This window comes from Amycolatopsis sp. NPDC088138, from assembly GCF_044741685.1.
Taxonomy (GTDB): Bacteria; Actinomycetota; Actinomycetes; order Mycobacteriales; family Pseudonocardiaceae; genus Amycolatopsis.
In genome coordinates this window covers 792289-812939 of the sequence record NZ_JBIUTB010000008.1, presented here as the reverse complement: position 1 = coordinate 812939, position 20651 = coordinate 792289, and the positions used below count along the sequence as shown (strand labels likewise).

At 69.2% G+C, this 20651-nt stretch carries 19 protein-coding genes; 10 read left to right on the top strand and 9 right to left on the bottom strand.

Features of this window, described 5'->3' with window-relative positions:
• Nucleotides 1-10 precede the first annotated feature (10 nt).
• Nucleotides 11-763: an SDR family NAD(P)-dependent oxidoreductase gene (locus tag ACIOD2_RS44390; RefSeq protein WP_400551598.1), complete on the bottom strand. Its 753-nt coding sequence runs from the start codon at nucleotides 761-763 to the stop codon at nucleotides 11-13.
• A gap of 299 nt (nucleotides 764-1062) precedes the next feature.
• Between ACIOD2_RS44390 and ACIOD2_RS44385 the strand changes: the two genes are divergently transcribed.
• The 3 genes from ACIOD2_RS44385 to ACIOD2_RS44375 are packed head-to-tail and all read left to right on the top strand — an operon-like array spanning nucleotide 1063 to nucleotide 3267.
• A complete protein-coding gene (locus ACIOD2_RS44385) occupies nucleotides 1063-2475 on the top strand; it encodes an MFS transporter (RefSeq protein WP_400551597.1) in 1413 nt (470 codons plus the stop codon).
• Between the two features lie 17 nt (nucleotides 2476-2492).
• A complete protein-coding gene (locus ACIOD2_RS44380; protein WP_400551596.1) occupies nucleotides 2493-2924 on the top strand; it encodes an SRPBCC domain-containing protein in 432 nt (143 codons plus the stop codon).
• Nucleotides 2914-3267: an ArsR/SmtB family transcription factor gene (locus ACIOD2_RS44375; protein WP_400551595.1), complete on the top strand. Its 354-nt coding sequence runs from the start codon at nucleotides 2914-2916 to the stop codon at nucleotides 3265-3267. Before ACIOD2_RS44380 ends, ACIOD2_RS44375 begins: the two co-directional genes overlap by 11 nt.
• A 10-nt stretch (nucleotides 3268-3277) precedes the next feature.
• Here the strand turns inward: ACIOD2_RS44375 and ACIOD2_RS44370 are convergent, their stop codons facing one another.
• Nucleotides 3278-4012, bottom strand: a complete 735-nt coding sequence (locus ACIOD2_RS44370) for a helix-turn-helix domain-containing protein (protein WP_400551594.1) — start codon at nucleotides 4010-4012, stop codon at nucleotides 3278-3280.
• Nucleotides 4013-4138: 126 nt separating this feature from the next.
• On the opposite strand from ACIOD2_RS44370, the gene ACIOD2_RS44365 reads away from it, so the two are divergent.
• Nucleotides 4139-4351 carry a 4-oxalocrotonate tautomerase family protein gene (locus ACIOD2_RS44365; RefSeq protein ID WP_400551593.1) on the top strand — a complete coding sequence of 71 codons (213 nt, stop codon included), beginning with the start codon at nucleotides 4139-4141 and terminating at the stop codon, nucleotides 4349-4351.
• Nucleotides 4352-4402: 51 nt separating this feature from the next.
• On the opposite strand, the gene ACIOD2_RS44360 is transcribed toward ACIOD2_RS44365, so the two are convergent.
• The gene (locus ACIOD2_RS44360; protein ID WP_400551592.1) at nucleotides 4403-7084 is read right to left on the bottom strand and encodes a BTAD domain-containing putative transcriptional regulator; all 2682 of its coding nucleotides are present in this window, start codon (nucleotides 7082-7084) and stop codon (nucleotides 4403-4405) included.
• Between the two features lie 102 nt (nucleotides 7085-7186).
• Nucleotides 7187-7993, bottom strand: coding sequence for a DUF899 family protein (locus ACIOD2_RS44355; RefSeq protein ID WP_400551591.1), 807 nt, complete (start codon nucleotides 7991-7993; stop codon nucleotides 7187-7189).
• Nucleotides 7994-8208: 215 nt separating this feature from the next.
• Between ACIOD2_RS44355 and ACIOD2_RS44350 the strand changes: the two genes are divergently transcribed.
• The 3 genes from ACIOD2_RS44350 to ACIOD2_RS44340 are packed head-to-tail and all read left to right on the top strand — an operon-like array spanning nucleotide 8209 to nucleotide 10407.
• Nucleotides 8209-8805, top strand: a complete 597-nt coding sequence (locus ACIOD2_RS44350; protein WP_400551590.1) for a hypothetical protein — start codon at nucleotides 8209-8211, stop codon at nucleotides 8803-8805.
• 26 nt (nucleotides 8806-8831) lie between these two features.
• Nucleotides 8832-9629 carry a DUF3592 domain-containing protein gene (locus ACIOD2_RS44345; RefSeq protein WP_400551589.1) on the top strand — a complete coding sequence of 266 codons (798 nt, stop codon included), beginning with the start codon at nucleotides 8832-8834 and terminating at the stop codon, nucleotides 9627-9629.
• 31 nt (nucleotides 9630-9660) lie between these two features.
• Nucleotides 9661-10407: a hypothetical protein gene (locus ACIOD2_RS44340; protein ID WP_400551588.1), complete on the top strand. Its 747-nt coding sequence runs from the start codon at nucleotides 9661-9663 to the stop codon at nucleotides 10405-10407.
• Between the two features lie 263 nt (nucleotides 10408-10670).
• Here the strand turns inward: ACIOD2_RS44340 and ACIOD2_RS44335 are convergent, their stop codons facing one another.
• From ACIOD2_RS44335 to ACIOD2_RS44315, 5 genes are all read right to left on the bottom strand, one after another.
• Nucleotides 10671-11015, bottom strand: a complete 345-nt coding sequence (locus tag ACIOD2_RS44335) for a hypothetical protein (RefSeq protein WP_400551587.1) — start codon at nucleotides 11013-11015, stop codon at nucleotides 10671-10673.
• A 446-nt stretch (nucleotides 11016-11461) separates the two neighbouring features.
• On the bottom strand, nucleotides 11462-13162 hold the full coding sequence (locus ACIOD2_RS44330) for an FAD-dependent oxidoreductase (RefSeq protein ID WP_400551586.1): 1701 nt from the start codon (nucleotides 13160-13162) through the stop codon (nucleotides 11462-11464).
• Nucleotides 13159-13965, bottom strand: coding sequence for a citryl-CoA lyase (locus ACIOD2_RS44325; RefSeq protein ID WP_400551585.1), 807 nt, complete (start codon nucleotides 13963-13965; stop codon nucleotides 13159-13161). Before ACIOD2_RS44325 ends, ACIOD2_RS44330 begins: the two co-directional genes overlap by 4 nt.
• Nucleotide 13966: 1 nt before the next feature.
• On the bottom strand, nucleotides 13967-15196 hold the full coding sequence (locus ACIOD2_RS44320; protein WP_400551584.1) for a CaiB/BaiF CoA transferase family protein: 1230 nt from the start codon (nucleotides 15194-15196) through the stop codon (nucleotides 13967-13969).
• 39 nt (nucleotides 15197-15235) lie between these two features.
• Nucleotides 15236-16021, bottom strand: coding sequence for an IclR family transcriptional regulator (locus tag ACIOD2_RS44315; protein WP_400551583.1), 786 nt, complete (start codon nucleotides 16019-16021; stop codon nucleotides 15236-15238).
• 160 nt (nucleotides 16022-16181) lie between these two features.
• Between ACIOD2_RS44315 and ACIOD2_RS44310 the strand changes: the two genes are divergently transcribed.
• The 3 genes from ACIOD2_RS44310 to ACIOD2_RS44300 are packed head-to-tail and all read left to right on the top strand — an operon-like array spanning nucleotide 16182 to nucleotide 20630.
• Entirely contained in the window at nucleotides 16182-17660 is a 1479-nt protein-coding gene (locus ACIOD2_RS44310; protein ID WP_400551582.1) for an aldehyde dehydrogenase family protein, read from the top strand.
• Between the two features lie 35 nt (nucleotides 17661-17695).
• Complete coding sequence (locus tag ACIOD2_RS44305; protein ID WP_400551581.1) at nucleotides 17696-19441, top strand: thiamine pyrophosphate-binding protein; 1746 nt, start codon at nucleotides 17696-17698, stop codon at nucleotides 19439-19441.
• 31 nt (nucleotides 19442-19472) lie between these two features.
• The gene (locus ACIOD2_RS44300) at nucleotides 19473-20630 is read left to right on the top strand and encodes an ABC transporter substrate-binding protein (RefSeq protein WP_400551580.1); all 1158 of its coding nucleotides are present in this window, start codon (nucleotides 19473-19475) and stop codon (nucleotides 20628-20630) included.
• Nucleotides 20631-20651: the final 21 nt, after the last annotated feature.

The window sequence follows — 20651 nt, the reverse complement described above, 5'->3', positions numbered from 1 at the left end:
GCCGGCGCGGTCAGCCGTGCGGTCCGCCGCTGACGTAAAGGACTTGGCCGGTCACGAAGTCGGCATCGTCGGCGGTGAAGAACAAGACCGCGCGAGCGATGTCCTGGGGCGTACCGACCCGGCCGCGAGGAATCGATTTCGCCTCGATCTGCAAGTGTTGTTCCAACGTCCGCCCGGCACGAGCCGCGCTCACAGCGGTGATGGCGGTGTGCACGACACCTGGTCCGACTGCGTTGACAGTGATCCCGAAGGGCGCGAGGTCGAGCGCAGCGGCGCGGGTCAGTCCCTCGAGTCCCGCTTTGGCGGCGACGTAGTTGGCGCGGTCGTGGTCACCGAGCGCGGAGATGCTCGAAATGTTGACGATGCGACCCCAACCGGCCGAACGCATTGCCGGTGCGGTCGCCTTGAGCACCAGGAAGCTGCCCCGCAAGTGGGTGGCCATCACCGCGTCCCAGTCGTCGACGGACATGTCCAGGACCATGTCGTCCCTGGTGAAACCCGCGTTGTTGACGACGATGTTCACGGGCCCGAACGCAGCCGTCACCTCGTCGACGGCTCGGCCGACAGCGCCGCGATCACTCACATCCGCGCACACCGGCATCCCCGACCCACCTGATTCGCGGATCTGGTCGACCACGCCACGGCCGGCCTGCTCGACCCGATCCCACACGGCGACTCGATGCCCTTGGTTCGCCAAAGCTCGCGCGACCCCGGCACCAATGCCCGAACCGCCGCCGGTGACGACCGCGACGCGTGACAGCATCCCCCTACCTCCGAGAATCCGGCCGGCTCGAATCAGCCGACACATCGGAATCCGACCAGTGCGGCCATTCCGGGCTCGGGCGTTCTCACCAAGCGGTCTGCCACACTCGCTCAACGGTGTGATGAGTGCAGCAGAAGACCCTTTCACCTTCCTTTCCGGTCGCTGTCAACCGGCGCGTCGCCATGAGCCGGTCGACCAGGCCCCCCTTGCAGCGGATCGGCGCAACACCGCGTTTGACGCAACCCGTTGATTGCCATACTGTCGCAACCAACGGGTTGCTACAACTTGGGAGGTCCGACATGCAAGCCTCGGAGGTAACCGGCTCGCCGCGCTTCACCGGTAAGCAACGGGTCGTCCTGCTGGTGCTGCTCGGCGCCGGGTTCATGCTCTCGGTCGACTTCTCGATCCTGAACGTCGCTCTGCCCGAAGTGGGTGCGGGCATCGGGCTCGGGCCGACCGGGCTGCCGTGGATCACTTCGGCGTACGCCCTGCCCGCGGCGGGCTTCACCCTGCTGTTCGGCCGGCTCGCCGACCTGTTCGGCCGTCGCAGGCTCTTCATGACCGGCCTCGCGTTGCTCTTCGGGGCGTCGCTGCTCGGCGGGTTCGCCGCCAATCCGGCCATGCTGCTGGTCAGCCGCCTGTTCCAGGGCCTGGCGACCGCGATGACCATCCCGACCGCGCTGTCGCTGCTGACCACCACGTTCACCGACAGCTCGCAGCGCCGGCGGGTGCTCGGTCTCAACGGCGCGCTGCTCTCCGGCGGCTTCTCCGCCGGCGCGCTGGCGGGAGGCGCACTGGTCACCGCGCTCGGCTGGCGGGCCGCGTTCTTCATCAACGTCCCGGTCGCCGCGGTGATCCTGCTGGCCACCCCGTTCGTCATCGCCGAGAGCACCCGCGACGGCCGGGTCAAGCTGGACGTGCCCGGCGCGGTCACCGTGACGGGAGGCCTGCTCGCCGTGATCTACGCGATCATCGAACACGACCTGGCGGTCGGCGGGCTCGGCGTCGTGCTGCTGGGTGCCTTCTGGGCGATCGAGCTGCGGGCCGCCGCGCCGCTCGCTCCGATGCGCATCCTCCGCAAGCCGTCGGTGAAGTGGGGCAACTACGCGGGCCTGGTCATCTTCGTGGTCGAGCCCGGGATGATCTTCCTGATGACGCTTTACCTGCAGCAGGAGCTGCACCTCTCGCCGCTGCTCACCGGCCTGATCTTCGGGATCCCCGGCATCGCGTCGATGTTCGCGGGAGTGCTGGCCGGCCGGTTCATCGGCCGCTTCGGCAGCCGGACCGTGCTCGCCGCGGGCATGGCCGTGCAGGGCCTGGTGATCGTTCCGCTGATCTTCCTCGGCACCGGCCACGCGGCGCTGCTCGTGCTGATCCCGTCGCTGTTCGTCGGGTTCTTCGGGCACGTGTCCGCCATCGTCGCGTTCACGGTGACCGCGACATCGGACCTGCCGGACCGGGAACAGGGCCTGGCCACCGGCCTGACCTCGATGACGCAGCAGGCCGGGGTCACCGTCGGCATCCCCCTGCTGAGTGCCGTCGCCGCCACGCAGGCCGGCCGGCTGACCGGTATCCACCTGGGGCTGACGGTCGCCGTGGTGCTGATCCTCGCGAGTGTCGCGCTGGTCTGGACCCGGCTGCGAGCCACCGGCGAGCACGGTCCCGCCGCCGAGGCCGATAATCGTCGTGATCTGGTGAACGTCGCCGACTGACCCGAGTGGAGGCTCTTGTGGGATTCCCCGATCACATCGAGCGGGTCATGGAGGTCGCGCACCCGCCGAAGAAGGTGTGGGACGCGATCACGACGGCCGAAGGGCTCGGCGCGTGGTTCGGCAACACCGCCGCGATCGACCTGCGGCCCGGCGGCCTGGCCCAGGTGACCTGGGATGGCGGCCCGCCCGTCGACCTGCGCGTGGAGCGCGTGGAAGAGCCGAGCGTGTTCGGCTTCACCTGGCGCATCGACGGCATGCCCGAGGACGATCCCCGCCGCACGTACGTCGAGTTCACGCTCGAGCCGACCGACGGCGGCACCCGGCTGCGAGTGCTGGAGACGGGCTTCGCCCAGCTGCCCGAGAACGGCTACAAGACAGGGTTCGCCTCGCACAACGAAGGCTGGACCCGGGAGCTGGGCGAACTGGCCGAGTACCTCGATGCCGCCTGACAACCCGGACGTCGAGGCAGTCGCGGAACAGGTCTTCGCGGCGTTGGCGGACCCCAGCCGGCGGGCGCTGCTCTCCCAGCTGACGGCCCTGGGCCCGGCCACGGCGACGGACCTGGCCGACCGGCTGCCGATCAGCCGGCAGGCGATCGCCAAGCACCTCGGGTTGCTCGCCGAAGCCGGGCTCGTGAAGGCCGAACCCGGTGAACGGCGACGGATCCGATACCGCCTGGAATCGGCGCCTATGCGGATCGCGCAGCAGTTCTTGGCGGCGCTGGTGCGGGACTGGGACTCGCCCCTGGCCGCGCTGCGGGAGCATCTCGATCGAGCCGCCGGCGAGGAATGAGGCCCGCCGCTCATCCTGCGCGGAACCTGTCCCGTAGCTGTGCAGGCGTTAAGCCGATGGCGTCGCGTACGGACCGGGTGAGGTGAGCGTGGTCGGCGAAGCCGCTGGCCGCGGCGATGTTCGCGAAACCGCGGTCCACCGACGCGATGGCACGAATCGCGGTCACCAGCCGCATGCGCCGCTGGTACTGCGTCATGGTGAGCCCGGTGAGTCGATGAAAAGCGCGGCTGGCATGACTTCGCGACACGCCTGGCGCCACCGCGGTACCGCGTGAAAGAGCCAGCCGGGCCACCTCCACGACCTTGCGCTGCGACGGCGGGATCTCGTCCGCGGGAGTGTGGGCGAGGAGAAGGTCACGACCGGCGCTGACGGCCAGCCGGCGCGCTCGCGCGGACACCTCGGCAGGCGGCAGCCGTCGCCGACGGGCCGCGATGAGCTCACCGTGAGCCACCGCCGTCGGTATGGAAATCAACGCCGGGTGGGGGTGCTGCGCGAAACCCGGCGTGGAATCGGGAAACGCGACGACGTCGAACCGATCGACGCCCAGGTGTGAGACCCAGGTACGCCGATCCGGGATCCGGAACGAGACGCTCACGCGATCCACGAGCGTGCTGAAGCTGTCCCCGTCCCGTTCTCGCCACGCACCCCGCAGCGGCAGCAGCAGAACGGCTTCACCGGCCGCAGCGGCACTTTCCTGGCGCCAGCTGACCGGCTCACCCGCACACCAGTGACTCTCGAAAGTCATGGTTCCAGCCTAGACACCGCCGAGCCGGCCGCCACAGCAGAGCGACGAGCACATCCGTTCAAGTCCGCTCGCGCCACCGCATGTGATCCTGCCTCTCGCCGTTGTCCTGCCGAATGGAGAGAGTTCATGCCTGTCATCACCGTGGCCCTGCGCACCGGCCGCACCATCGAACAAAAGCGCGAGCTCGTCAGCCGGCTCACCGCGGCGTTCGTGGAGACCTGCGGCGGCACCGCCGACGGCGTTTGGGTTGCCCTGCAGGAGATCCCGCCGGAAGGATGGGGAATCGGCGGCGCACTGCAATCGGACCTCATGGGCCTGACCTCTCCCCCGCAAGCTTGAATGACGCGGCCGCGCACTCGTGACCGGAAGCCCGAACCACCGTCTTCGCGCTCAAGCGTCTTGCTGCAGTATCGCTTCCGTGAGACCGGAAATCTCCGCCAGCACCTCGTCCGCCTCGGCGTAGCCGAGCCGGCGATAGCGGACCATCGCGGCGGTCAGCGCTTTCCTGGCCCCGTTGGCGTCACCCAGGAGCCGGCGGATCCGGCCGAGATGGCGCAGCAGTTCCGCCTCGTCCAGCTCGGCACCTCTCGCCTTGAAGAATTCGACGGCGCCCTCGAGGTGGGAAGCGCTCACCTGCAGGTCGCCGAGTGCCTCGTGGGCCAGGCCCAGCACGCGTAGCGACGCACCGTGCGGGACGAGCTCCTGGGCGCGACGGGACTCGGCCAGCGCCCGTTCCGGTTGCCCGGCCAGCAAGTACGCCTCGGCCAGGTTGTTGAGCGTGATCGCGGTCTTGCCGGCACAGGCGTTCTGGTCGGCCAGCGGCGCCTGCCGCGCGGCCCGGAGCGCCGCGCGGTAACGGCCCACCTTCTGGTACGGGAGAATCAGGTTGGCCAGCGCGGCTCGCTCCCCCGCCTGGTCGCCGACCGCCCGGGCCAGGACGAGACGCTCTTCGAAATACCTGATCGCTTCGTCGTAACGGCCTTGCCGGGCGCGGATGATGCCGATCCCGTTCACCATGTAGCCGATGGCTTGCGGGTCGTCCAGCCGGCGCGCGGCCGCGAGCCCGGCCTCGTGGGTCGCGAGCAGGTCCGTCAGCTTGCCCCTCGCGCCGAGGAACGGCTGCAGCAGCCGGGTGAGCTGCCACGCCTGCCGGTCTCGCCGGCCAGTGAAAGCGTGACGCACGCAGGCGACAGCGTTTTCCCATTCGTCCTCGTACCACCGGGTTGCCGCCGCGCTGTCAGCCAGTTCGATGGTCGGCTCGATGTCGAGGCCGGCGAGATTGCCGTGCGGAAAATACCGCTGGAATGCCGCCCGCGCCGCGCCGGCGTACCAGTCGATCACCCCGTTGCCGCCCTCGTCCCCGAGCAATTCGGTCGCGTACTCCCGCAGAAGGTCGTGGAACTGGTATCGACGCGGCTCCGGCCGTTCCAGCAGGTGCGCTCGGACCAGTTCGTCAAGCAGGAATGCGGCGCGCTCTTCCGGCACGTCGGCCAGCGCGCTCGCGAGACCGGCACCGAAGTCCGGGCCGGGATGGGCGCCCAGTTGCCGGAACAGCCCGGCCGCCGCCTCGCACAACGCGTCGTAGGACGGAGCGAACACGGCTCGCAGGTTCGTTTCCACATCGTCGTCGAGGTCGAAACCGTCGAGACCGGCAGGCATGAATTCGGATAGGAAGCGGGACAGCGGCATGGTCTCGAACCGGCTCGCCCGCTCACCGAGAACGCGGATGGCCAGGGGGAGGTAGGCGCAGCGGCTGAGGAATTCGTCCACGCCGTGCGGGTCGGCCTCTGTCCGCGCTTCACCGATCGCCTTGGCGAGCACGGCCCGTGCCTCGTCAGGAGCCATCCGTGTCAGGCTCATCCGGGTTGCGCCCTCGCGGGCGATGAGCCCGCGCAGCTCGGCGCGGCTGGTGATCAACACGAGACTTCCGGGCCCGGGGAGCAACGGCCGGATCTGGGTGGTGCTGCGCGCGTTGTCCAGCACGACGATCATTCGCCGCCCCGCGGTCCTGGACCGCCACAAGGCCTCGCGCGCGCCGACGTCCGCCGGCAGCTGGTCCGGCCGCAGCCCGATCGCCTGCAGCAGCAAATCCAGCGACGAATTCCGCGACATCGGTTCGCCGGGACCGTAGCCGCGCAGATTGAGGTAAATCTGCCCGTCGGGAAACCCGTCCGCGACCCGGTGTGCGAAGTGCACCATGAGCGACGTCTTGCCCACTCCGGCCGTGCCCTCGACGACGACCAGCCCCGGATCGGCGGGCAACGCGGCAAGTTCGGCGCACCGCCCGGCGAACCCCGCGACATCGTTCGGCAGCTGGTGCGGCGCCGACCAGCCGGTCGCCGTGGCGCGCGACGTTGCGGTGGAGGCGATCGGTTCGCCGGCCAGTACCTGCTGCTGCACCGCCCGCAGGCCCGGACCCGGATCGAGCCCGGCCTCCTCGGCCAAGATGGACGCGACCTGCCGGTACGCGGCCAGTGCCTCCACCTGCCTGCCGGACCGGTACAGCGCCACCATGAGCTGCTCCCAGAACCGTTCGTGCAACGGGTACTGCGCGGTCAGTTCCTGCAGCTCGGCCACCGGCGGGTCGCCGAGCTCGAGCAGCATGTCGGCGAGCCGTTCCCACGCGTCGAGGTACTTCGCGGAGAGCCGGGGAACCTCATCACGGTGCAAATTGTCGGAAGCGACCCCGTCGAGGGGAAAACCCCGCCACAGCCCGACCGCCTCCTTGAGCGATGCGACATCGCCGCGCGAGACCAGTGACTCGAACCGCAGCAGGTCCAAAACGGACTCGTCGGCTTCCAGCCGGTAGCCGCCGACCACCGTGCGGATGACCTGATCGTCGCCCAAAACCCGCCGCAGGCGCGTCATATAGGTCTGAATAGCGGCTTTTGCCTGTTTGGGCGCGGTGGCATCGTCGTCCCACAGCCACTGCTCGATGCGGCCGTTCGACACGGTCGTGTTGGCGTGCACGAGCAATCCCGTCAGCAGCGTCAGCAGCCGTCCCGTGACGGACAGCGACTGTCCGCCCACGGTGGCCTCAACCGGGCCGAGAATGCGGAAGCTTCGTGCCATCCGAACAGTATTGCTCAGATCGGACCAGCCCGCGCTTGAATGGTGGTGTTCTGTTCAGCAGGCGAGCCGGCAACGACGAACCCATGCGCCGCGGCCGGGACTTCAGTGGCACCGCCGAGACGACGGCGGACCTGCCGTGGTCGCACCGAGGTCGTCCGAGCGGCCGGCGGCGATCCGCGGCCACTGCGCGATGGGGCGGCCCAGCTCGGTGCCCGGCGGCGGCCAGCCTGGTGCGCCTGCTCCGGTCCGCATGCTCGCGCGGTTCCGTGGCCAGCCATCCGGTGAGTCCTCCCAGGACTCCTGGCGGCCGTAGATCGTCAGGTCCATCAGCGCGTAGCTGGTGTCCATCGCTTCCACACCACGGCGTTTCGTCCAGTACGTCTCGAAGACGCGGTTGCCCTCCCGCAGGTAGCAGACCAGGTGGAAGAGTCCCTGCTCGCGCCCGACGAGCAGCGTGTCGAGCGACGGCTGCGCCGAGTACCAGGGCATGTGCCAGTCCATGAAGTCGCGGTAGCGCAGGCTTTCGGCGTACGACGTCCCGGCATCGGCCGGGGCGGTCGAGACGTTGCGGCCCTGGGAAAAGACCGCGAACGTGATGTCACGCGAGTGCAGGTTGGCCAGCTCGGCGACCTGGTTGGTGTAGAACGTGCAGCCCTCGCACTGCTCGGAGGCGGGACGGCCGGGGTTCCACATGAAGTAGTAGGCGATCAGCTGACGGCGTCCCTCGAACGCGTCGAGCAGGGTGACCGGGCCGTCCGGGCCGAGCAGCTCGAGACCGGCGTCCACCTCGACCATCGGCAGCCGGCGGCGGGCCGCGGCGATCGCGTCGCCTTCGTGCGTGTGGGCCTTTTCCCTGGTGCGCAAGCGATCCAGCTCGGCTTGGAACGTGGCGCGGTCGACGATGTCCATCACGACTCCTTCAGCCTGGCGCTGATCCATCCCGGCCCAGCTTGTGCACTTCCGTGTGCGGAAAGTAACTCAGAGTTCTTTCAAGGTCCTTTCACTCTGCTGTCATCTCAGGGCTGGAAGTAATTCGGCAGCCTCGGCACCAAGCCGAAGCCCGCGACAATGTCACGAAAGCGACAAGACAGCGAATAGAAAGAGCAATGGTCTAGATTTCGATGATGCAACTTTCGAGGGGGCTGGCTGCGGCAGGCCTGCTGGCCTGCCTGTCCGCCTGTTCCGGGCCACCGGCGACCGCCGTCACGACACCGGTGGTGACGACCCGCACGACAGCGACTCCGCGCACCACCTCAGTCGCGCCGACGCCGGCGTTCGTGACGCCCGCGAAGATCACCGCAGCGTGCCCCTTCGTGACGGTTCCGGACATCATGCAGGCGGTGGGTGGAGCCTGGGCGGCCACCGCAATCGAAAAGCCGTCACAGGGAGGCTCGTTCCTCTGCACCTACCAGAGCAAGTTCCACAACGCCGCGGCGTTCCAGCTGCGTATCCTCGTGCCGAGCGGCAAAACGCCACGGGCGGTGACCGATCAGGTGGCGAAGACCTGCAGGACGCCCGCGGTGGCCATCCCCGACGCCGGCAACAGTGCCTACTACTGCAACGGTCCCGACCAAGACATCGATGGGTTGCCAGAGCAGCAAACGCGAGTTTTCGTCGCCAAGACCAGCCACGACGGAACCCGGGCAGGAATTCTTGACCTGCACCGGATCCGTGAAAGCGTCTACGTGAACCTCGCACAACTGCTCGGCGAGCGACTCTAGGCACTACGCGCGGGAAGGCTGGACAATTGCCGGAAGAAACGACGTGGCTACCGCCGATCGAAGACACGGTCGAACACGACACCACCGATCTGGGCGCGCCGACCCGCAAACTGCGCGTGCTGGGTCGGCGTGCACTGATTATCATGGTGGCTTGGCTGGTCGCCTCCTGCGGGGTGTTCGCCGGCTTGATCGCCTACCGGTACCCCGCCGGCGAACTCCTGCGTGACGGTGTCCACGTCACCGGGACGGTGACATGGTTCGACGACCACCCGCCGGCAATCCGGGTCTCCTACGACGTGCGGGGCGAGCTCTACCACGCTACCATTCCGGTGAGCTCGGGACGGCACTACACCGCAGGCCGGCCCCTGACGGTGATCTACGACCCGGCGGCCCCGTCCCGGGCGCGTACGACGCTGGAAGACCGCCTGGATCCGCGGGTATCCGCCCTGTTCTGGATCCTCGGTCTGTTCGTGCTGACGTTCGCCGGCGTGAGCCTGGTCGCTTCCGTCCGCTGGCGACGACGGCACGCGGCAGTGCTGCGGACCGGCTGGCGACCGGCTCTGGTCACTGTGCGGCCCGACCACAGTTTCGGCAGAAACCGGCACTTGCCGGATCTTCTCGTCGAGTACCGGGACGGCAGCCGTGCCGAACTGCGGGCCTCGATCTCCTGCCACGGCAGCACGTTTCTTCGGCACCAGCCCGCACAGCCGGCCTGGGCGGGCGGTTCGGGCCCGGACATGGTCGTCCTCTTCTTCCGAGGCAGCTCGCGCCAGCCGTACGCGGTCCCCGCGTTCGGGCGAAAGCCGCGCGCTGGCTCAGCTTGACGAATTCGCCGGAAACACGAAGGGAAGAACCATGCTCACCACCAGATTCCTCCGCCCAGGCTCCGTGCTGACCGCGGCGCTCGTCATGGCGGGACTGGCGGCCGTGCCCGCGTCGGCCGCTTCCGGCCCGGACCTCGAGGTCACCGCCGTCGCCGAGCAGGGCCACTGGCTGTCGGGCGACATCGCCGGGCTCGACGTGACGGTAAGCAACATCGGTGACGCCGCCGCCGTCGGCGTCTTCGGCACCGCCTACTCCGAGTCCGGAACGGACTTCTGGGGCGACCAGGACCAGTGGGGCGACCTCTCGGACGGCGCGACCATCGCCCAGGGCGAGACCCGAGTGCTCCACCTGACCGGGCAGTTGGGCACGTTCAACGGCGATTCCGTCGTGCACATCGAGGTGTACGCCGGGCAGGACGCCGACTACAGCGACAACATCCAGCTGGCCATCCTGCCCATGGCGCGCGGCACCGAGCGCGTCGCGGGCGTGCTGTACGGAGACGCCAACGGCGACGGCCTGCCGTCACCAGGCGAAGCACTGGCCGGCGCCGAGGCACACTTCCTCGGAGTCGGAACGACCGCGGACACCGTCGCCGTCACGGACGCGACGGGTCACTTCTCCTTCGACGGCCTCCCGCTGACCCGGATCGCCTACCTGTCCTTCCAGAAGGTGCCCGGCAGCTGGGTCGACCAGCCGGTCGGAGAAATGCGGCTGGACGGCCGCGGGGCGTACACCGCGCTGCAGATCCGGGCCGTCCGCCCGGCGCCCGGTAGCTGATCCTGCGCACCGCGATGGCCATGGTGCCGCCCGGCCGGCGCCGCCGGCTGAACTGTGGGGTTACGGACTCCTGGGACCGGGCAACTGCGCCCGTCTCCAGATCAGGTCAGGAGGCCGCCGTCGAAGCGCAGCATGCCCCCAGCGTCGCGCAGCCCCGCAGCCGCCGTATGGGCCTCCACGTCCATACACGCCCAGGGTCTTCGCCCACGTCTGGTGCGCCTGGCCGGTGCGGCCCTGGACGTGCAGCACCTGCCCGGCGCCGATCAGGGCTTCGGCCTCCAAACGCCATTCACCCAGTTCGACAGCGGCGTGGTGAGCGTCGCGGAAGTCGTCCAGCGCGTCGGCATGGCGGTGGAGCTGCAGGAGGACGTGGCCGCGGCTGTCACGGGAGTACGCCCGCATCCCGCCCGCGTCCAGGGTCTGTTGCGTGAGTTGCCCGTCCCGCGGCCAGCCGGGTCGCGCTTGTCACAGCCGAGATGGTCGGTGACCTCACCTTCGAGCGCGGACCCCACCAGCCGCTTGGTCAGCTGCGCCACGAGTTGCTCCTCCAGACCGGTCTCGGGCTTCGAATCCTCAGCGCCTTTCACGCCGGACATCACGTGGGTCATCAAGAACTCGCGGTCGCAGATTACGCGAGTTCACCGGTCCGGCTCCCGACGAGAAAGTCCAGCGCCCGTTGGGCAGCGAGCGGAGCGCTCTTTCCTTCGGGACCGAAGCGATCGAGCCCTTCGATGGTCTCGAGCGTGGCGTTCGGCAGAGTGTCGCGGAGAGGGCCGTGACCCGGCCCCGATTGTGGTGCGGCCGCCACGCAGCAGCAACACCGGGGCGGAAACCGTTCCGAACGCGGCAAAGTGCCCGGCTTGGGCGGCTATATGCTGGTGCTCGACCAGGTTGGTCTCGAGCAGCGGTTGCATCCGTTGCCAGCTCCGTCCTCTGAAGCCGCCGCGTGCCTGCGTGCTCGGCTTGTCCGGAGTCGACGTAGGCGCGGGCGACCAGCCGCGGGTGGGAAACCATCTGGCACGTTCGGTAAGCGGAAGGGCCCACGTTCGCGGTGTCAGAATGACCCGGAGGTCATCGCTGCTCGCGCATGTCGCGCCGCCAGGTAGCCGAAGACCAGGCCCCCACCGATTTGGCAGCCCGCGCCGGGGTACTCCGAAGCGGTCATCGATGCCGCGTCGTTGCCGCACGCGTAGAGCCTGGGCACCGGAACGCCGACCTCGTCCAGGACTTGAGCGTCGATACTGGTGCGAAGCCCCAAGGCCGTCGCCAACGGGGTCGGGACCACGGCGATCGCGTAGAAGGGCGGCTTCTCCACCGGGCCGAGGTTCGCGTTGGGCCGGTGGGCCGGATCGCCGTACTGGCGGCCGTACGGGCTCTTTCCCTTGCCGAATGTCTCGTCGGTTCCTGTGCGGGCGGACCGGTTCGTCTCGGAAACTGTCCTTTCCAGACCGTCCGGATCGACGCCGATCACCTCGGCCAGTGCCCGCATGGTCGGCCCCACATACAGGTAGCCCTGGTCGGTGTAGCGGCGGAGCACAGCTTCACGCGCGTGGGGCCGGATCATGCCCAGCCCGTACCGCTTGAGCGTGTGCGCGTCGAGCACCAGCCACGCCGGGATCGCGTCCCGTCCGGCGTACATCGCCCGGGTGAACCGGTGGTAGGAGACGGACTCGTCCACGAACCGCCGGCCTGCGGCGTTCACCGCCACGATGCCGGGTTTGGCGCGGTCCCAGATATGCGGGAACACCGACGTGGACCCGTCCCTCCGGCGGCCGATCGAACTCGGGAACCACAGGGCGTTGTCATCGCGTGGTTCGGCCAGAGCGGCGCCGACCGATCGAGCCAGCGCGAGCGTGTCGCCGGTGGCGCCTTCACTCGCCGGGGTGAACTGTGCCACCGGTGACGGCAGGTTCTCGGCACGCAGCTCCGGGCTCGCGGAGAATCCCCCGCCGGCCAGAACGACGCCGTGGCGGGCCGCGATGTGCACCGTACGCCCGCGATGGGACACGACAGCGCCGGTCACTCCGCGGGCGCCATCGGTCAGCAACTCCGTGGTGCCGGCCGTGAACCACACGTCGCCGCCTCGGCGGACGAGCTGGTCGTAGAGGGCGGCGACGAGCGCGTTGCCCATCGTCAAGCGGGTCCCCCGACGGCGGCGGAGCCGGTCGAGCGCCCACCGTCCGCCGAGGCGGAGCGCGACGGCCATTCCGCGCACCGAACCGTCGAACACCTTCACCAGCTGGTCGGCTTCGCGCCTGCGCAGCATGAGCGTCCCGCCGAACAGCGCGAACTCGCGCACCGGCCAGCGGACACGTTCGAAGTGTTCGCGGGCCAGCCGCCGAGCGTCGAACACACGCGGCTCGAGCGCCCGGCCGACCCCGGAGCCGGGCAGCTCCGGGTGGTAGTCGACCACACTTGCCGAGTGCCAGAAGCCGATCCCGAGCCGCTCGAGGTGGTCGATCACCTCCGGCCCGTGCCGCAGGTAAGCCTCGCGCAGTTCGCGCGGCGCGCGGTCGCCGACGAGAGCGTCGAGGTACTCCCCCGCCGCGGCGACGTCGGCGACCGGGTCGGCTTGGTGCCGGTGTCCGGGAATCCAGCAGGTGCCCGCCGAGTACGCGCTCGTGCCGCCGAGCCACTCCGTCTTTTCCAGCACCAGAACGGAAAGGCCCTCCGCGGCCGCGACCAGGGCCGCGGTCAGGCCCGCCGCGCCGGAACCCAGGACGAGGAGGTCGGTCTCGTGGTCGCCGGCGGTCACGATCCGGCCGCGAGCACGGTCGGCAGGATCGACGTCGGCATCGGCCCCTTGTTGCGCCGGCCCTGCGTCGTCTCTTCCCAGGCGTGGGCGAGGATGCCGACGCTGCGGCTGAGCACGAACAACCCGCGCGCCAGCGGCGCCGGGAAGCCCAGCTCTGCGTAGATCACCGCGGTCGCGCCGTCGATGTTCATCGGCACGGGCTTCGTCCGTCCGGCGTTCAGCAGCGTTTCGACGGCGAGCGCAGCACTCAGGTACTTACCCTCGACGACCCCGGCGGCGACGGACTCGTCCACCAGCGCCAGCAACGGGTCGCGACGCGGATCGCGCGGGTGGAAACGGTGGCCGAAGCCGGGCAGGTAGCGGCTGTTCTTCCGGAAGTCCGCCACGACGGCCTCGGTGGCCGCCACCAGCGGCTCCCCGGTGGCTTCGCGCTCGACGATCGCCGTCAGCAGCTCCACGCACTGCTCGCCGGCACCGCCGTGGGAATCGCCCAGAGCGTTCACCCCGGAGGCCATCGCGTTGTTGAGGCCGACGCCGCAGGTCGCGGTCATCCGGGCGATCGCGATGGACGGGGCTTGCGGGCCGTGGTCGACCGAAGCGACCATCGCGGCTTCGAGCAGCGCGGCTTCCCGCGGATCGGGGCTCGTTCCGCGCACCATCAGCCAGATCGTGGCGACGAAGCCGTGCGAGCCGATCAGGTCCTGCACGGGCGTTCCGCGCAGCTCGACCACGCCGGGTGCCATCCGGCAGATCGCGGTGGCCCACCAGTCCGCCACGTCGCCGGCGGTTGCGTTGCTGTCCATGTCAGTCCTTGTCCGCGGGCGCGAGCGATGGTTCCGGCGCCGGCCGCGGAATGGGCGTATCGGCGTTCCACCGGCGGGCCAGCTTGACCGCTTCGTCGTTGTGTTCCCCCAGCAGCGGTGGCCGTGTGCTCGGGCGAAGCGGTTCTCCGTCAATCAGGACACCGTTTCCGCTGGCGCGCAAGGTGCGCTCGGCCTGTCCGGGGAACGGCAGTTCCGTGAAGAAGCCGCGGTGCGCGAGCTGCTCGGATTCGAGAGCCTGCGGCACCGTGAGGATCCTGGCCGCCGGAACGCCCGCGTCGGAAAGCAGCCGTTCCCATTCCAGGGCGGACTGGGCTCCCAGGGCCTGGTTCAGCTCCGCGTCGAGATCCGCGCGGTTGGCCTTGCGGTCTTCCCGGTCGGCGAAGCGGGCATCCGTAACCAGGTCGGGCCGCCCCACCAGCGTGCACAAGGTGACGAACTGCTCCTGCCGGTTCGCCGCGATGTTCAGCGGCCCGTCCGCGGCGAAGAACGTGCCCGAGGGCGCCGCCGTCGCGTTGTCCCGGCCCATCGGCACCGGCGCGATGCCGCTGATGACATAGTTCGATACCGCCCAGCCCATGGCCGAAATGGACGCTTCGAGCATCGACAGGTCGAGAAAACTCCCTTCTCCCGTGCGGTCGCGGCCGACGAGAGCCGCCGAGATCGCGAGCGCTGCCATGAGACCGCCGACGGTGTCCGAGACCGGGAACCCCACACGCAGCGGCGCGGTCTCGGGCGTCCCGGTCACGCTCATCATCCCCGACAGGCCTTGGATGATCTGGTCGTAAGCCGGGGCCTGGCTCATCGGGCCGCCCTGCCCGAACCCCGAGATGGCGCAGTAAACCAGCCCGGAGTTGAGGGCCCGCAACTGGTTCCAGCCGAAGCCGAGCCGGTCGAGCACGCCCGCGCGGTAGTTCTCGAGGACGACGTCCGCGCCACGAACCAGATCTTCGAACAGCTCTCGCTGCCCGGCGTCCTTGAGGTTCAGCTCGATGGACTTCTTGCCGGCGTTCTGCGCGAGGAACGACGTGCCGATCCCGGCGCGGTTGAGAACCGCGTCCGGTCCCAGGTTCCGGGCGAGGTCGCCCGATCCGGGCAGCTCGATCTTGACGACTTCGGCGCCGAACAGCATGAGCTGGTAGCTGCAGTACGGTCCGGCGAGGACGTTGGTCAGGTCGAGGACCCGGATACCGCGAAGCGGTCTTTTCGTCATTCCCTCTCCTTGTTGCAGACGGACGCGCCCCTGCCGGAGTCAGCCGGCGAACGGATGGTCGAAGCCCCGCTCGCTCATCCGCGAAGCGGACTCGGTGAGGTCGGCGACGAACTTCGCAACCTGGTCTTCGGAGAATCGAACGGTGGGGCCGCTCAGCGACAACGCCGCGGCGACGGAACCGCTCTTGCCGAGCACGGGAACCGCCACCGCCGACAGGCCCGCTTCACGTTCGCCGTGACTCACCGCATACCCCTGGTCGGCCGCCTCGGTCAGTCCTTTGTGGAGGCTGTCCGCATGGTCCATACCGTAAGGGGAACTGCGCGCGATCCTCTTCAGCAAAGCAGGAGAAGCGCCACGGAGCAAGACTTTCGACGACGCGCCGCCCCACAGCGGCAGCTCGTCACCCACCCGCACCACGTGCCGCAGTGGCTGCGGGCTTTCCTGCTGGGCCACGCAAACCCGGTACATGTCCCGCATGACGTACAGGTTGACCGTCTCCCGCTGGCGATCACCGAGCTCACGCATGAGCTGCTTCATCTCCGCCGGCAGCTCCCACGTCTGACGCGCGAGGTGCGCCCACCGCCACAACCCCGGCCCCGCCATGTAACCCTTGCTGGTCGCCCACAGCAGCCCGTTCAGCTCCAGGGTCTGCGCCAGCCGGATCGCCGTCGTCTTCGCCAGTCCGGTCGCCTTCACGATGTCAGAGATCGTCACGGTCGGGCGCTCGTCGGTCAGCAGCCCGAGGATGTCCAGCGCGCGCTGGACACTACGCACGCCCCCTTCGCCGGACGAGCCGTCGCGCTCCTCGGCCCCGTCAGCCTTCATCTCCCACACCCTTCGTCGCGTTGCGGCCCCCGGCCGGCGGACCAGATCGCAACAGTTTCAGATCCGGCTCTTGCCACCGGCAGGCGGCTGACCGTACGTTACACGGAGTCCGCAGAGCGGTCCAGATGTGCCGTTTGATGGTTCACAAGGGAGTGTGGCGGTGCTGGAGCAGATCCTCGAAGCCGCAAAATCCGATACCCCGGCCGTGGCCGCGGCATTCGTCGCCGGGCAGTGGTCCCGTGCCGGTTCGGTGGCCGAGCGCGTCGGCCCCTACCAGCGAAAAGTGGTCACCACGTCCTTCGTCGCGGACGACGCGCAGGTGGCGTCCGCGGTCCGGTACGCGGCCGCCTCCGCACCGGCCGTCGCCCGGCTCGCGCCGGCCACCCGCGCGGCGATCCTGGAGCGCGCCTCGGGGCTGGCCCAGGACCACCGTGAAGACATCGCCCGGCTGATCGCCCTCGAGCTGGGGAAGCCGGTCAAGGACGGGCGGGGTGAACTCGACCGCGTCGCGGACACCTTCGCCGTCTGCGCCGCGGAAACCCGCCACATCGGCGGGAAGAACCTGCCGGTCGCCGGCTGGGAACGCGGGGTCGGCAACACGGCCCTGACCTACCGCGCGCCGGCCGGCGTGGCCTTGGCGATCACGCCGTTCAACGCGCCGGCGAACCTCCTCGCGCACAAGCTCGGCGCCTCTTTCGCCGCAGGCAACACCACGCTCGTCAAGGCCCCTCCGCAGGCGCCGGCCACGACGGCCGCCGTGGTGGCGCTCTTGCTGGAGGCGGGGATGCCGCCGGAAGCAGTGCAGCTGCTGCACGGCGGCGGGGACGTCGGCGCGGCCCTGTGCGCGGCCCGCGAAGTCGCCGTCATCAGCTTCACCGGCAGCGCGGAGACCGGCAACGCGGTCGCCCGGGCGGCCGGCGCGAAGCGGCTGGTCCTCGAGCTCGGCGGCAACGCCGCGACGCTGGTGTGCGCGGACGCCGACATCGCCCTCGCGGCACGGACCTGCGCCCGCACCGGCTACAGCAACTCCGGCCAGAGCTGCATCTCCGTGCAACGGGTGTATGTGCACCGCAGCCGCTTCGAAGACTTCCTCACCGCGTTCCGTGCCGAGGTCGAGGGCCTCCGGGTCGGCGATCCGCTCGATCCGGTCACGGACGTCGGGTCGATGGTCGACGAAGAGGCCGCGGCCCGCGTTGAAAAATGGGCCTCCGAGGCCGCAGCCGGTGGCGCCCGGGTCCTGCTGGGCGGTACCCGCGACGGCGCAACGCTGCTGCCCACCATCGTCGCGGACCCCGCGCCGGACGCGACCGTGGTCGTCGAAGAGGTGTTCGGTGCCTTGGTCGCCGTGCTGCCCTTCGACGGCCTCGACGCCGTCATCGCCTCGTGCAACACCAGCCGGTTCGGCCTCCAGGCCGGAATCTTCACCCAGGACATCGGGACGATCTTCACCGCCTGGCGGGAACTGCAGGTCGGTGGCTTGATCGTCAACGGGTCGTCGAACTTCCGGCTCGACCACGTGCCTTTCGGCGGAGTCAAGGACTCCGGCTTCGGCCGTGAATCCCCTGCCCACATGATCGACGACTACACCGTCGTCAAGACCCTCGTGCTGCGCAACCAGTCCATCTGGGGCGAACAGTGACCGAAACCGCCGAGCGACCGAGGAGTTCGACTTCGATGACCCAGCCCGCCCCGACCATCACCGCCGCCGACGCGCTCGTCCGCCAGCTGGAGTCCTACGGCGTCGAGTACGTCTTCGGCCTGTGCGGGCACACCAACATCGCCTTCCTTGACGCGCTGGGCCGCAGCCGCATCAAGTTCGTCATGGCGCGGCACGAGCAGGCGGCCGCCCACGCCGCCGACGGCTACGCCCGCGCCACCGGCAAGCCCGGCGTCCTGCTGGTGCACGTCGGCCCCGGCATGATGAACGCGGTCACCGGCGTGGCCACCGCGGCTTTCGACTCGGTGCCGCTGATCACGATCTCCGGCGACATCCCGTCCTACTACCACGGCAGGCACCCACACCAAGAAGTCAACCTGCACGCTGACGCCGACCAGACCGCCATCTATCGCCCCTTCGTCAAGCGAGCCTGGCACGTGCACCGCGCCGAAGACCTCGCCCGGTTCACCGAACGCGCGTTTTGGACGGCGACCTCGGGCCGTCCCGGCGCCGTCCTCCTCAACGTCCCGATGGACCACTTCTCGCGCGAAGTGCCCCTCGTCGAATACCCGCTCGTCGCGCACGCGGCGAAGCCCGCACTGTCGGACGCCGACGCCCAGCGCATCGCGCAGGCACTGGCCGGCGCCGAACACCCGCTCGTCTACCTCGGTGGCGGCCTGCGCTCGCCGGAAGGCCGCGCGGCCCTGCTCGAGCTCGTCGAGCACCTCGACATCCCGGTCGCCCACTCCCTGATGGCCAAGGGCACGCTGCCTGACCGCCACCCCCTGGTCATGGGCATGACCGGCTTCTGGGGCCTCGAGCTCACCAACGAGTACACCCGCAAAGCCGATGTCGTCCTCGCCCTCGCGACCAGGTTCGCCGAGACCGACGCCAGCTCGTGGAACTCCGAGTACACCTGGGCCTTTCCCCCGGGCCGGCTGATCCAGATCGACCTCGACACCGCCGAGATCGGCCGCAACTACCCCGCCGAAATCGGAGCGGTCGCCGACGTGAACCACGCCGTCCCGGCGATCGCGGCGGCCGTCAAGGGTTTGGTGGCCGAACCGGTCGAGCGGGCCGACCTCCGCAAGCAGATCGGCACCGTCCGCGCGGACCTCTTCTCGGCCAGCCAGGAACGCGGCCGCAGCACCGACTTCCCTCTGCGCCCCGAACGCATCCTCGAAGACTTGCGCACGACGCTCCCCGCGGACGCTGTGCTGGTCACCGACGTCGGCTGGAACAAGAACGGCGTCGCCCAGTGCTACGAGCTGCCCGAAGAGGGCCGATTCATCACCCCGGGCGGCGCGTCCACGATGGGCTTCGGCCCGGCCGCCGCGGTCGGCGTGCAGCTGGCCCAGCCCGACCGCGTCGTCGTCGCGCTCGTCGGCGACGGTGGCATGAGCGCCCAGCTGCCCGCCGTGCCGCTCGCTGTCGAGCAGGGGCTGCCCGTGCTGTTCGTGGTGATGAACAACAAGGCGCACGGCACCATCGCAGACCTGCAGGCCCACAACTTCGGCCAGAGTTTCGGCTGCGAATTCCGCGACCAAGACGGCAACCCCTTCTCCCCCGACTTCGCCGCTTTCGGCCGGTCCTGCGGCGCCGACGGCTACACCGTCGAACGCCCCGAAGATCTCGCCACCGCACTGCGCGAGGCGATCGCGAACCGACGCCCGGCCGTGCTCGACGTCCCCATGGTCAACGAACCGGTGCCGACCCCGGGGCACTGGAACATCAACGACATCTACCAAGGCGTCTTCGAATGACCCAGCAACCGCACACAATGGAGTGTCCCCGATGAAGCGACCCGGAATCAGACGTCTGCTGGCCTCGATGACCTTGCTCGCCGCAGGGGCAACTGCCGCGTGCAGTGCACCCGGCGGCTCGTCGCCGTCCACCTCCGACAACAGCGGCCCGATCAAGATGGCCGTGGTCAACGCCCAGAGCGGACAGCTCAGTTCGCTGGGTGCCTGGGAGTACAAAGGCGCGAAGCTGGCGGTCGACCAGTGGAACGCCAAAGGCGGGGTGAACGGCCGCAAGATCCAGCTCGACGTGTTCGACGACGCCGGTGACCCGACCGTGGGCACCAACCTGGCGCGCAAGATCTCCAGCGAGGGCTACATCGCGATGATCGGCACCGCCGAGAGCGCCGTTACCGTGGCGATGGCGCCGGTGCTGCAGCAGTCCAAGATCCCGAGCATCACCTCCGGGCAGTCGCCGTCGATCATCGCGGTCAAGAGCCCGTTCCAGTTCCTCAACGGACCGACCAGCACCACCTACGACGAGACACTCGCGAAGTACCTGGTCGATCAGAAAGGCCAGAAGAGCATCGCGTTCATCACGAACAACGGCTCCTACGGCAAGGGTGAACACGACGCGTTCGGCAAAGTGCTCTCCCAGCGCGGGGTCACGCCGGTGGACGACCAAATCGTCACCACCGATCAGAAGGACTTCAGCGCCGCACTGACCTCGATCAGGCAGAAGAACCCGCAGGTGCTGTTCGTCGGGACCGAGGAGGTCGAGGCGGGCCTGATCGTCAAACAGGCCCGTGAACTCGGCATCACCGCAACGATCGCCGGTGCCGCGCCGATGGGTACGACGGTATACCTCAGCACGGCCGGCGCGAGCAACGCTGAAGGCACCGTCGTGAGCAGCCCCTACCTGAGCAACGAGACCAGCGACGCCGCCCGCCAGTTCGCCCAGGCCTACAAGGCCGCCTACAACGAGGACGCCGAGCTGCACGGAGCCAAGGGCTTCGACGGCACCAGCATCTTCCTCACCGCGCTGAAGGCGTCGAACGGCGCCACCGGCCGGCAACTGGCCGACGCCATCCGCGGCACGAAGTACCCCGGGCTGCTGGGCAACTTCACGTTCGACCAGACCGGGGTCGGCATCCACGCCACGTCGATCGGCGTCATCACCGGCGGCAAGCTCGTCGCGGCTCCCGCCAGCTGAACCGCCCCCAGGGGGCCGCGC

What these genes read in the sequence shown, in the direction of transcription:
- ACIOD2_RS44350 (WP_400551590.1), top strand. Translation starts at nt 8,209, where the DNA reads ATGCAACTTTCGAGGGGGCTGGCTGCGGCAGGCCTGCTGGCCTGCCTG.
- ACIOD2_RS44335 (WP_400551587.1), bottom strand. Translation starts at nt 11,015, where the DNA reads ATGACCCACGTGATGTCCGGCGTGAAAGGCGCTGAGGATTCGAAGCCC.
- ACIOD2_RS44305 (WP_400551581.1), top strand. Translation starts at nt 17,696, where the DNA reads ATGACCCAGCCCGCCCCGACCATCACCGCCGCCGACGCGCTCGTCCGC.
- ACIOD2_RS44360 (WP_400551592.1), bottom strand. Translation starts at nt 7,084, where the DNA reads ATGGCACGAAGCTTCCGCATTCTCGGCCCGGTTGAGGCCACCGTGGGC.
- ACIOD2_RS44370 (WP_400551594.1), bottom strand. Translation starts at nt 4,012, where the DNA reads ATGACTTTCGAGAGTCACTGGTGTGCGGGTGAGCCGGTCAGCTGGCGC.
- ACIOD2_RS44320 (WP_400551584.1), bottom strand. Translation starts at nt 15,196, where the DNA reads ATGACGAAAAGACCGCTTCGCGGTATCCGGGTCCTCGACCTGACCAAC.
- ACIOD2_RS44315 (WP_400551583.1), bottom strand. Translation starts at nt 16,021, where the DNA reads ATGAAGGCTGACGGGGCCGAGGAGCGCGACGGCTCGTCCGGCGAAGGG.
- ACIOD2_RS44365 (WP_400551593.1), top strand. Translation starts at nt 4,139, where the DNA reads ATGCCTGTCATCACCGTGGCCCTGCGCACCGGCCGCACCATCGAACAA.
- ACIOD2_RS44375 (WP_400551595.1), top strand. Translation starts at nt 2,914, where the DNA reads ATGCCGCCTGACAACCCGGACGTCGAGGCAGTCGCGGAACAGGTCTTC.
- ACIOD2_RS44355 (WP_400551591.1), bottom strand. Translation starts at nt 7,993, where the DNA reads ATGGACATCGTCGACCGCGCCACGTTCCAAGCCGAGCTGGATCGCTTG.
- ACIOD2_RS44385 (WP_400551597.1), top strand. Translation starts at nt 1,063, where the DNA reads ATGCAAGCCTCGGAGGTAACCGGCTCGCCGCGCTTCACCGGTAAGCAA.
- ACIOD2_RS44390 (WP_400551598.1), bottom strand. Translation starts at nt 763, where the DNA reads ATGCTGTCACGCGTCGCGGTCGTCACCGGCGGCGGTTCGGGCATTGGT.
- ACIOD2_RS44325 (WP_400551585.1), bottom strand. Translation starts at nt 13,965, where the DNA reads ATGGACAGCAACGCAACCGCCGGCGACGTGGCGGACTGGTGGGCCACC.
- ACIOD2_RS44300 (WP_400551580.1), top strand. Translation starts at nt 19,473, where the DNA reads ATGAAGCGACCCGGAATCAGACGTCTGCTGGCCTCGATGACCTTGCTC.
- ACIOD2_RS44340 (WP_400551588.1), top strand. Translation starts at nt 9,661, where the DNA reads ATGCTCACCACCAGATTCCTCCGCCCAGGCTCCGTGCTGACCGCGGCG.